The sequence below is a fragment of the Parafrankia sp. Ea1.12 genome, from assembly GCF_900465275.1.
GTDB lineage: Bacteria > Actinomycetota > Actinomycetes > Frankiales > Frankiaceae > Parafrankia > Parafrankia soli.
On sequence record NZ_UBIZ01000435.1, the window covers coordinates 1 to 10,227 of the forward strand.

Annotated in this window: 11 protein-coding genes; 7 read left to right on the top strand and 4 right to left on the bottom strand. The window is 73.6% G+C overall.

Annotated features, from left to right (window positions below; translation table 11 throughout):
- The first annotated feature begins 9 nt into the window (after positions 1 to 9).
- Complete coding sequence (locus tag FMEAI12_RS25415; protein ID WP_112108121.1) at positions 10 to 1,449, top strand: aldehyde dehydrogenase family protein; 1,440 nt, start codon at positions 10 to 12, stop codon at positions 1,447 to 1,449.
- 54 nt (positions 1,450 to 1,503) lie between these two features.
- On the opposite strand, the gene FMEAI12_RS25420 is transcribed toward FMEAI12_RS25415, so the two are convergent.
- Positions 1,504 to 2,187, bottom strand: a complete 684-nt coding sequence (locus FMEAI12_RS25420; RefSeq protein ID WP_112108117.1) for a suppressor of fused domain protein — start codon at positions 2,185 to 2,187, stop codon at positions 1,504 to 1,506.
- A gap of 64 nt (positions 2,188 to 2,251) precedes the next feature.
- Here FMEAI12_RS25420 and FMEAI12_RS25425 point away from each other — a divergent pair, with 64 nt between their 5' ends.
- The 3 genes from FMEAI12_RS25425 to FMEAI12_RS25435 all read left to right on the top strand — a co-directional run bounded on the left by FMEAI12_RS25425 (position 2,252) and on the right by FMEAI12_RS25435 (position 5,989).
- Positions 2,252 to 3,688, top strand: a complete 1,437-nt coding sequence (locus FMEAI12_RS25425) for a TerD family protein (RefSeq protein ID WP_112108118.1) — start codon at positions 2,252 to 2,254, stop codon at positions 3,686 to 3,688.
- A gap of 244 nt (positions 3,689 to 3,932) precedes the next feature.
- Positions 3,933 to 5,357 (top strand): CBS domain-containing protein, encoded by a 1,425-nt coding sequence (locus tag FMEAI12_RS25430; protein ID WP_112108119.1) that lies wholly within the window; start codon positions 3,933 to 3,935, stop codon positions 5,355 to 5,357.
- On the top strand, positions 5,354 to 5,989 hold the full coding sequence (locus tag FMEAI12_RS25435) for a DUF1003 domain-containing protein (protein WP_112108120.1): 636 nt from the start codon (positions 5,354 to 5,356) through the stop codon (positions 5,987 to 5,989). Before FMEAI12_RS25430 ends, FMEAI12_RS25435 begins: the two co-directional genes overlap by 4 nt.
- Here FMEAI12_RS25435 and FMEAI12_RS25440 read toward each other — a convergent pair.
- A complete protein-coding gene (locus tag FMEAI12_RS25440) occupies positions 5,986 to 6,345 on the bottom strand; it encodes a chorismate mutase (RefSeq protein WP_071059336.1) in 360 nt (119 codons plus the stop codon). The genes FMEAI12_RS25435 and FMEAI12_RS25440 overlap by 4 nt on opposite strands.
- Before the next feature lie 327 nt (positions 6,346 to 6,672).
- Between FMEAI12_RS25440 and FMEAI12_RS25445 the strand changes: the two genes are divergently transcribed.
- Both FMEAI12_RS25445 and FMEAI12_RS25450 read left to right on the top strand, forming a co-directional pair.
- The gene (locus FMEAI12_RS25445; RefSeq protein ID WP_020458549.1) at positions 6,673 to 7,503 is read left to right on the top strand and encodes a PD-(D/E)XK nuclease family protein; all 831 of its coding nucleotides are present in this window, start codon (positions 6,673 to 6,675) and stop codon (positions 7,501 to 7,503) included.
- A 174-nt stretch (positions 7,504 to 7,677) separates the two neighbouring features.
- Positions 7,678 to 7,908: a DUF397 domain-containing protein gene (locus tag FMEAI12_RS25450; RefSeq protein ID WP_071059337.1), complete on the top strand. Its 231-nt coding sequence runs from the start codon at positions 7,678 to 7,680 to the stop codon at positions 7,906 to 7,908.
- Positions 7,909 to 8,058: 150 nt separating this feature from the next.
- Here FMEAI12_RS25450 and FMEAI12_RS25455 read toward each other — a convergent pair whose 3' ends face one another.
- Both FMEAI12_RS25455 and FMEAI12_RS25460 read right to left on the bottom strand, forming a co-directional pair.
- The gene (locus tag FMEAI12_RS25455; protein ID WP_020458551.1) at positions 8,059 to 8,280 is read right to left on the bottom strand and encodes a DUF397 domain-containing protein; all 222 of its coding nucleotides are present in this window, start codon (positions 8,278 to 8,280) and stop codon (positions 8,059 to 8,061) included.
- On the bottom strand, positions 8,277 to 9,152 hold the full coding sequence (locus FMEAI12_RS25460) for a helix-turn-helix transcriptional regulator (protein WP_071059338.1): 876 nt from the start codon (positions 9,150 to 9,152) through the stop codon (positions 8,277 to 8,279). The genes FMEAI12_RS25455 and FMEAI12_RS25460 overlap by 4 nt, the downstream gene beginning before the upstream one ends.
- Before the next feature lie 336 nt (positions 9,153 to 9,488).
- On the opposite strand from FMEAI12_RS25460, the gene FMEAI12_RS37345 reads away from it, so the two are divergent.
- Positions 9,489 to 10,227 (top strand): hypothetical protein (locus tag FMEAI12_RS37345; protein WP_200835413.1); only part of this gene is annotated, 739 nt, incomplete at its 3' end.

The following is a 10,227-nucleotide window of genomic DNA, read 5'->3' on the forward strand; positions in this document are numbered from 1 at the left end:
GGGGACGGGGTGTCGGCGACGCGGTTCTGGGTGGCGGGTCAGCGGCGCTCGGCGGCGGAGGCGTTCGAGGTCCGCAGCCCGTTCGACGGGCGGCTGGTCGGCACGGTCGCCCGGCCGGATGACGTCGACGTCGAGGACGCGCTGGTCGCAGCCGTCCGCGCGGCGCCCGTCTGCGCCGCGCTTCCCGCCCATGTCAGAGCCGGTGCGCTCAGCAGCGTGTCGCGCGCGATCGCCCGGCGCGGGGACGAGATCGCCAGCCTGATCACCAGCGAGTCCGGCAAGCCGCTCACCTGGGCGCGGGCCGAGGTGGCGCGGGCGTCCTCGACCTTCCGGTGGGGTGCCGAGGAGGCCAGGCGCTTCGCCGGCGACCTCGACCGGCTCGACACCGACCCGACCGGTGAGGGGCGGATCGCGTTGACCAGGCGATTTCCGATCGGACCGGTGCTGGGCATCACGCCGTTCAACTTTCCGCTCAACCTGGTCGCGCACAAGGTGGCGCCCGCGATCGCTGCGGGCGCGCCGATCCTGGTGAAGCCCGCGCCACGCACGCCGCTGTCCGCGTTGCTGCTCGGTGAGCTGCTCGCCGACACGGATCTGCCCGAGGGCGCCTGGTCGGTGCTGCCGGTCGCGGACGACCGGATGCCCGCCCTGGTCGCCGACCCACGGCTGCCGGTGGTGTCCTTCACCGGGTCGGGCCAGGTCGGCTGGGCGATCCGGGACGCCGTCCCGCGCAAGCACGTCGTGCTCGAACTGGGCGGGAACGCGGCGGTACTGATCGCTGCGGACTACTCCAGCCCCGCCGATCTGCGCCATGCCGCCCGCCGGATCGCGCTGTTCTCGAACTATCAGGCGGGCCAGTCCTGCGTGGCCGTGCAGCGGGTGTTCGTCGACCGCTCGCTGTTCGGTCGGGCCCGCGAGGAGATCGTGACGGCCGTCCTCGAGCTGCGTGGCGGGGATCCGGCCGACCCCGCCACCGACGTCGGCCCGCTGATCGACACCGCCGCGGCGGAGCGGGTCGCGGCCTGGGTTGCGGAGGCCGTCGCCCGCGGCGCGACTGTGCTGTGCGGGGGAACCCGGCAGGGGACGGCGTTCGCGCCCACCGTGCTCACCGGGGTACCGCGGGACGCGGCGGTGGTACGCGAGGAGGTGTTCGGCCCCGTACTGGTACTCGAGCCGGTCGACGGCCTCGACGACGGCCTCGCCCGCGTCAACGACAGCTCCTACGGTCTGCAGGCCGGCGTGTTCACCCACGATCTCGCCACGGCCTTCCGGGCCCACCGCACCCTGGCCGTCGGCGGCGTGATCATCGGGGACGTCCCGTCGTACCGCGCCGACCAGATGCCCTACGGCGGGGTGAAGGGCTCCGGGCTCGGCCGGGAGGGCGTCAGCTCGGCGATGGCCGACCTCACCGTCGAACGGGTGATGGTGCTGGCCGGCGTCGAGCTCTGAGGCACCCGGCCGCCGAGGCACCCGGCCGCCCGAGGTACCCGGCCGCCGCGGAGCTCAGCCCAGGCCGACCTCGGCGCGGTCGGGGTCCCGGAGGTCCGTGCCGGCGTCCAGCCAGCGCTGTCGCATCGCCGTCGCGCCGTGCACGCGCTTGTAGGCGGCCTCGTTGGGGGTCATCGGGAACAGCGGCAGGAAGCGGACGGGCGCCGGCGCGCTCGCCGCTCGGGCGGCGTCCCCGGCCGCGAGCTCCAGGTCGGGAACCAGCCCGCCCGGCTCACCGATCAGGACGGCGGTGAACCGCGCACCGTCCCACAGCGGTTCGCCGAGATCGAGCCCGGCGCCGGCGATCATCGGACGTCCCTCGACGACCGGCACCGCGGCCAGCACGGCGAGCACCCGGGCCGTGCCCTCACGGTGCCCGCGCAGCGAGAGGACGAGCTCGGCCCGCGGGCCGGCCGGGTCACGCACGGTGGCCTCCGGCGGCGTCATCGGCTCGCGGGCCATCCCGAGGGTCACATAGCGGACGACGCCGTCGGGGTCGGGGCCGAAGCGGAGGATCTCGATCGGGTCGGTGCCGAGGAAGGTGACTCCGGCCCGCCCGGTGTCCGGGCCGAACCAGCCGGTCAGGTGGTGTTCGACGCGCCGCAGCACCTCGTCGGGTCCGACGTCCACCGGGCTGTCATGTACAGGATCGTCGTGCACCGGATCGTCGTCGTGGGTGGGATCGTCGGTTGCGCTCATAGCGGTCGATCGTAGGATCGCCACGCCGCGGCAGTTCGTTGTGACGGCGGATGGGAGGGCCCACATGGCACAGGTGCTAAGCAAGGGCGCGAACGCCCCGCTTCCGACGACGGATGTGCGGGTCGAGGTGTCTTCGTCCACCCCGCTCGACATCGCCGCGTTGCTGGTCACCCCGTCCGGCAAGGTGCGGGGGGACGCCGACTTCGTCTTCTTCAACCAGCCGGCCGGTCCGGGGGTGCGCCTCGCGCCGCCGTCGGCGCTGGAGTTCACGCTCACCGCGGTGCCGCCCGACATCGACAAGGTCGTGGTCACGGGCAGCCTGGACGGCGCCGGCCCGCCGACCTTCGCCGGCGTGCGCGGCCTGGCCGTGGTCGTGCGGGACGCGCGCGGCCAGGAGGTCGTCCGGTTCGACCCGGCCGGGATGAGCAGCGAGACGGCCCTCGTGCTGGTCGAGCTGTACCGCCGTGCCGGGAGCTGGAAGGTGCGTGCCGTCGGCCAGGGCTACGCCTCCGGCCTGGCCGGGATCGCCACCGACTTCGGGATCACCGTCGACGACCCGGGCTCCGGGAACACCGCGGCGGCACCAGCGTCCGCGGGCCCCGGAGCCGGAACGGGGGCCCCGCCACCGTCGCAGTACGACGCCCCGACGCAGGTCGTCTCGCCCCCGCCCGGCCAGCAGTGGGGTCCGCCGCCGCCGAACCCGCAGCAGTGGGGCCCGCCGCCGGGCCAGCAGTGGGGTCCCCCGCCCGGTCAGCAGTGGGGTCCCCCGCCTGGCGCGCCGCCGCAGGCTCCGCCGCCGCCGAACCCGCAGCAGTGGGGCCCGCCGCCGGGCCAGCAGTGGGGCCCGCCGCCCGGTCAGCAGTGGGGTCCGCCGCCCGCCGGCCCGCCCGGCCCGGGTGCTCCCGCCGGCGCGGTGCCCGGCCGGGTGAACCTGGACAAGGGCCGGGTCTCGCTGCGCAAGGGCCAGAGCGTGTCCCTGGTCAAGACCGGCGCCCCGCCGCTGGTCCGGGTCCGGATGGGTCTCGGCTGGGATCCCGCGCAGCAGGGCCGCTCCATCGACCTCGACGCGTCCTGCATCCTGTTCGACGACCGCGGGAAGGACGTCGACAAGGTCTGGTTCATGTCGAAGAAGGGGGCGCGTGGCGCCGTCCGCCACTCGGGGGACAACCTCACCGGCCAGGGCGGGGGCGATGACGAGACCATCTTCGTCGATCTCGGCGCGCTGCCGCAGAACGTCGTCAGTCTGATCTTCACGGTGAACAGCTTCCAGGGGCAGTCCTTCACCGACATCCGCAATGCCTTCTGCCGGCTCGTCGACGACCAGACCAACCAGGAGCTGGTGCGGTTCGACCTGTCCGAGTCGAAGCCGGCGACGGGACTGGTGATGTGCCGTCTCCAGCGGGAGCCGGGGGCGCCAACCTGGGTGATGACCGCGATCGGCGAGTTCCACGACGGGCGCACCGTGCGCGCGATGGTCGGGCCGTCCCGCCAGTACCTCTGAACCGGTACTGCCGCCGGGCCCGGCGGCAGTACCGGCGAAGTGCCGGTGTGGTGCCAGGCCCGGTAGCGGCACGGTGTGATGCCGGTGTGGCGCCGCTGACTGTCCTCGCTGGTTGCGGCCGGCCGGCGCGCGGGTAGCCTCCGCCCGTGACCCCTCCGGCCCTTCCTGCTCCGCTGACCCTCCGCGCTGCCTCCGTCCCGGTTCCGCCGACCACCACCCGGGCCGTCCCGGCCGAGGCCGCCCGATGACCGCCCGGCCGGGGCCGGCCCGGGTGTACTGCCGTCGCCTCGCGGGGCTGCTGGTGCTCGACCCGAACGGCGACCAGGTCGGCCGGGTCCACGATGTGATCGTCACGCTGCGCCTGGGGCACGAGCCGCCGCGCGTGCTCGGGCTGGCCGTCGAGGTGCAGCGCCGGCCGATCTTCGTGCCGATCTCCCGGGTGACGGGCGTCGAGTCCGGGGCGGTGGTGCTGTCGTCCGCCCGGCTGAGCTGGCGCCGCTTCGCGCAGCGGCCGAACGAGACGCGCGTGCTCGCAGAGCTGCTCGACCGCCGGGTCACGCTCCTGCAGCCCCACGCCGACTCGACCGCCCGCGGCCAGGGTGCCGCGGGCGGCGGGGGAGCCCCGGTCGATTCCGGCGCCGCGAGCCCGCCCGGCCGTGAGGTGACCGTCGTCGACGCGGCGATCGAGCCCACCCGCACCGGCGACTGGGTCCTCGACCAGGTGGCGGTGCGGGTCGGCCGGGGCCGGCGTGGCGAGGTCCGCACCGTCGGCTGGGACGAGGTGACCGGCTTCTCGCTGCCGGAGGAGGGCCAGGGCGCGGCGAACCTGCTCGCCGCGTTCGAGAAGCTGCGGCCCGCCGACCTCGCCTCGCTGCTGCACGACCTGTCCCGCAAGCGCCGCGCCGAGGTCGCCGCCGCGCTCGACGACGAGCGGCTCGCGGACGTCCTCGAGGAGCTCCCCGAGGACGAGCAGGTCGAGCTGCTCGGTGGCCTCGCCGCCGAGCGCGCCGCGGACGTGCTCGAGGCGATGGGCCCCGACGACGCCGCCGACCTGCTGGGGGAGCTGCCCGCCGACGAGGCCGAGCGGCTGCTGCGCCTGATGGAACCCGAGGAGGCGGCACCCGTGCGCCGCCTGCTCGTCTACGCGGACGACACCGCGGGCGGCATGATGACCAGCGAACCGGTGGTGCTCGCCCCGAACGCGACCGTCGCCGAGGCGTTGGCCCGCGTCCGCGAGCCGGAGCTCTCGCCGGCGCTGGCCGCCCAGGTGTACGTCGTGCGCCCCCCCTACGAGACGCCGACGGGGCGGTACCTGGGCCTCGCGCACTTCCAGCGGCTGCTGCGCGAGCCCCCGAGCACCCTGGTCGGCGGGGTGATCGACGTCGACATCACCCCGCTGCGGCCGGATACCCCTCTGCCCGAGGTGACGCGCCACCTGGCCTCGTACAACCTGGTGGCGGCGCCCGTCCTCGACGACGCGGGACGGCTGGTGGGGGTGGTGACCGTGGACGACGTGCTGGACCACCTGCTGCCGTCCGACTGGCGGGAGAGCCAGCCCAACCCGGACGGCGAGGAGGAGATGCCGCCGGGGGCGATGAGCGCTCCGCCGGCCGGCGACCCGGAGCCGGGCGGGCGCGGTGAGGTGGGTACCGCTCCCGCGGCCACATGAGCGGGCTGCTGCGGCGTCGGGGGGAGCGGCTCGACCAGCCGCGGGCGTCGCGCCGGGCGCACATCCGGCCGAGCTACGAGCCGGACGCGTTCGGCCGCGCCGCCGAGCGGATCGCGCGGTTCCTGGGCACCGCGCGGTTCATCGCCGTGCAGACCATCGTGGTCGTGCTGTGGCTGGTCTACAACTTCGCGGCACCGCCGTCGCTGCGGTTCGACAACTACCCGTTCATCTTCCTGACGCTGGCGCTGTCGATGCAGGCCGCGTACGCCGCGCCGCTGATCCTGCTGGCGCAGAACCGGCAGGACGACCGGGACCGCGCGAACCTCGCGCAGGACCGGGAGGCCTCGGTGCGCATCCAGGACGACACGGAGTACCTGGCCCGCGAGCTGGCCGCGATGCGGATCTCCATCGGTGACCTCGCCACCCGGGACTTCCTCCGGGCCGAGCTGAAGATCCTGCTCGCGGACCTCGACGGCACCCGCGCCGACGGCGGCCGGCGGGACAGGCGGGACCGCCGGCGCCGGCGCGAGGACCTGGGCACCGTGCCGAACGGAGCGGTCGGGCCTGCCGGCGCCAACCACTTGAGCCCGCCAGCCCGACCGCCCGGCGGTGACCCGCCGCCCGGAGGCTAGGGGAGGTTGCCGCGGCAGAGGGTCAACACGGCGACGGCGATCTCGACGCCGCGGGGGCCGAGGCCGTCCGCCCAGCTGGCGATGATCTCGTTCTCCCGTCCGTGCTGGATGCGCGGCCCGCCCTCCTCGGCGCGCAGCGCCTGGACCTGCCGGGACAGCTCCTTGCGGGCCGCCACGAGCGCCCGCAGCTTGGCGTCGATGTCGTCGATCAGCTGACGTCCCTCGTCGATGGAGGCGATCGTCAGCGGCGCGGACGGGTCGGTGCCGGGTTGGGGGATGGCGGCCTGGGCGTCGGCGGGTGCGGCGGCCGAGCTGGAAGCGGCGGAGCCGGAAGCGGCGTCGACGGCGTTCGTCACAGGTGGGCCCTTCGGTCGGGCCCGGCAGCCCGCGCCACTAGGGGCCCGGGTGTTGCCGGGCTGTGGTCTGGCGCGGAGCCGCGTGGGATCAGCGGCCGAGCGGGGACCGAACCCGGCCCCCGTAAAAGGGTCGCGGTGGAAGAAGGCCGACCAGGCCGAGACACGGCCGCGCGACCCCGGCCAGCCGGGCGACCCTCGCCAGCTGAGCCGTGCGCACGTGTGGCCCACCGCACTCCATGTGTCGAGCATGCCACCGCGGGGGCCGCGGAGTCCAGAACGGGCGGATGTGAGGCCAGGCGTGAGCCGGCGCGGTGAGATGATCGCCGAATGGACCAGATGGAGCTGGCCGAGATGCCCCGCCGCTTGTTCTCCTGTACCCCGTCACGTCTGGCGAGTTTCGAGGACTGCCCGCGCCGGTACCGGATGACCTACCTTGACCGGCCGGCGCCGCCGAAGGGGCCGCCGTGGGCGCACACCTCGGTCGGCGTCAGCGTGCACAACGCGCTGCACCGCTGGTGGGACGTCCCCCTGCCGGCGCGCACCCCCGAGCGGGCCGGGACGCTGCTGCGCACCAGCTGGGTCGAGGACGGCTTTCGCGACGGTGCGCAGTCCGCGGCCTGGCGGGAGCGGGCCGCGGGGATGGTCGAGGCCTACACCGCCGGTATCGACCCGGCTGCGGAGCCCCGGGCGGTGGAACGCCAGGTAGCCACCCGGACAGACATGCTGGCCTTCCATGGCCGGGTCGACCGCCTGGACGAGCGCGGCGGTGAGCTCGTTGTGGTCGACTACAAGACCGGGCGGCGGGCGCCGACGGACGATGACGCGCGCGGGTCCTCGGCCCTGGCCCTCTACGCCCTGGCCGCGGGGCGGATGCTGCGCCGGCCGTGCCGGCGGGTCGAGCTGCACCATCTCCCGACCGGAACGGTCGCCGTCGCCGAGCACACCGAGGAGTCGACGGCCCGGCACGTGCGGCGCGCCGAGTCCGTCGCGCGGGACGCGGCCGAGGCGACCGAACGGCTGCGCGCCGGCGCGGACGGGGACACCGCCTTCCCACCCAGCCCCGGGCCGCTGTGCTCCTGGTGTGACTTCCGGCGGCACTGCCCGCAGGGGCGGGCGGTCTCACCTGACCGGGAGCCCTGGGCGGCGTTGGCCGAGTAGGGCAGGCCGGAGGCTGGCAGTTTGCTGCAATCTTGGTGACTCGCCGTAGTCTCTGCGTGCTGGCCCGGGGCTGTGGCTTCTAAGCTTCCGATGGGGGTGGCGCGGCTGGGGCAGGGCTGTCGCCTGCCCTGACGGCCGTGCGTCCCATCCGCTCTGACCAGTTCGGGAGCCGTAATGGTGCCGCGCAAACTAGCCCTCTCCGAGCACGATCTCGCCACCGCCTCGTGGCGCTCCGCCCAGGCCGACGGCGGCGAGGCCAACCGGGTGGAGGTGGCGAGGATCCCCGGCGGCATGGCCATGCGGGACTCCGACCAGCCGGTCGGGCCCGTCCTGCTGTTCACCGACGACGAGTGGGGCGCCTTCACCGCGGGGCTCACCGACGGCGAGTTCGATCTGACGTCCTGACACTGGGCCTGTCTGAACTCAGGGCCTGCCTGACCCAGGGCCTGTCCTTTGAACAGCAGGAGGGACCGGTGCCAACCGGACAGATTGGTGCCGGTCCCTCCGACCGAATCCGGGATCACCGCGCGGCGACCCCGTGGGATGTCCGTGCGGTCAGTTCAGCGTTCCGGTGCGGACAGCGCTGACGAACGACGACCAGGACTGCTCGGAGAACTCCAGTGTTCCGCCGGCGCGGTCCTTGGAGTCGCGTACGTATGCCGAGCCGGTTCCGGGCGCCCATTCGACACAGTTGCCACGCGGCTGGCTGTAGCTGCTGGTCCGCCAATGGAGGGTCTCGACGTCGCCTGCAGCGATGCCGCCCGTGTAAGCCTTCACTCCTGTTTCACCTTCTCGACTATGCGCATGATCATGGCGCCTGCCTCGTCAGGACCGAGAGCGCAGGCCCGCAGTTTCTCGAAGGCGACCTTATAGCGCTGAACCTCGTGCGCCTTTTCCAAGTACATCGCGCCGGCAAGTTCTTCGAGATAGACCACGGGTTGGTCTCGGGCGTCCGGGAACTCGAAGAGGGTGAACGGAAAGCCCTGGGCCTGGTAGCCGCCGGCTTCGAAAGGGATCACCTGGATGGTGACCCGGCCGCGGTCCGCCTCGGCCAGCAGGTGCTCCAACTGGCCGCGCAGCACGTCAGGCCCGCCGACCGGCCGGCGCAGCACCGCCTCGTCGAGGATCACCCGGACCTGCGGCCAGCCGCTCTGGCTCAGCCGCTTCTGGCGCTCCCGCTTGAGTGCGACCGTCCGCTCGGCCTCGGACGGCGAGCCGTCACGGTCGAAGTCCATGGCCAGTGCCCGGGTGTACTCCTCGGTCTGCAGCAGGCCGGGGACGAGTGCCGACTCGTAGGTGAGGATGGCCTGCGCGTCCCCCTCGAGGCCGATCAGGGTCTCCAGCCACTCCGGCACCGCGTCGCCGAAGGACTGCCACCACCCCTGTTCCTTCGACTGGCGCACCAGGTCGAGCAGCGCCTGCCGCCGGGGCGTGTCCTGCAGCTTGTACAGGTCAAGCAGGTCGCGCACATCGCGAAGGCGAGCGGGTGTCCGCCCGGTCTCGACCCGGCTGATCTTCGAGGGCGAGCATTCGAGATGGCGCGCGGCGTCGTCCGCCGACAGGCCGGCCTGTTCCCGAAGTCGGCGGAGCTCGGCGCCGAGCCGCCGACGGCGCACTGTGGGGCTTCCCCCGCTGGTGTGCTCGGACATGGTGCCTCTCTGTCACTGTTTGCGTAGGTGCGGTGCGCGTCGTCGCCGCGCGCGGTTACCGTTCGCGGTCACTGTCCGCGTTGTGACCGCCTGTTCACCGAACCGTTCGGCCGGCGGCGTGCGCGCGGGGCAGGATGCCTGCTTTCGCGGCCGGACCACTACGTGGCGCTTGTATTCACTAAAATAGTTCGCTAAATATGACTTTTCGCGTGGCAATGTAGCCTGAGCGTCATGATCTCAGCATAAGCGGACGGAGGGCGGGAACAATGGATGCACAATCATCGTGAATGCATGTGCGGCGCTCGCGTCCCTGTCTGACACTAAGTGTCCGGTATCTTGCTTTGGGTGTCGGGCTCGCCGATGATCGTGGCGGGTGGCGAACCATCGGACGGGGTGATCGTGATGGTGGGTGATCCGAGCTCGCGCGCCGCGAGCCCGAACGGTCCGGCTCCGGCCGGAGCCGCGTTCGCGGGCGGCCACGGCGGCCCTGCCCGGGAGGAGATCCACGCTGGTGGGACCGCGGGAGGCGCTCACGCCGGCGTCGGTGGCACCGCCGCGGAGGCCAGTCGCTTCCAGGTCTTCGACGGCGACGGCCGGTTTGTCGGCGTCTTCGCGAGCTGGGAGGCCGCGCACGCCTGGAGTCACTGGCGCGCCGCCGAGCCGGTGACCAGGCTGCCCGTCCGCATCGAGGACCATCTCGACCGGCGCACCTGGACGGTGGAGCCGGGTCTGTGCCAACTCACCGTGTGGCGGCGGCACTCCGAGTTCCGCGTGTGCCCGCCGCCCGGCGCCCCCGCGCCCGACCCGGCGCGCCCGGGGGCGGCCGGGGCCGGCCCGCACTCCGGCCCCGGCGGTTCCCCGCCCGGTCCGGCTTTCTCGTCCGGTCCGGCTTTCTTGTCCGGCTCGGCTTTCTCGTCCGGTCCGGCCGCGTCGCTCGGCTCGGCTGTCATGCCCGGCACAGCCATCGCGCTCGACCCGGCAATCCTGTCCGACCCGGCGTTCCCGCTCGGCGCGGCCCACCCGCGGCGGCTGGTCTGTCGTCTCCTCGGCCACGGACACATGATGGCGCGCGGTC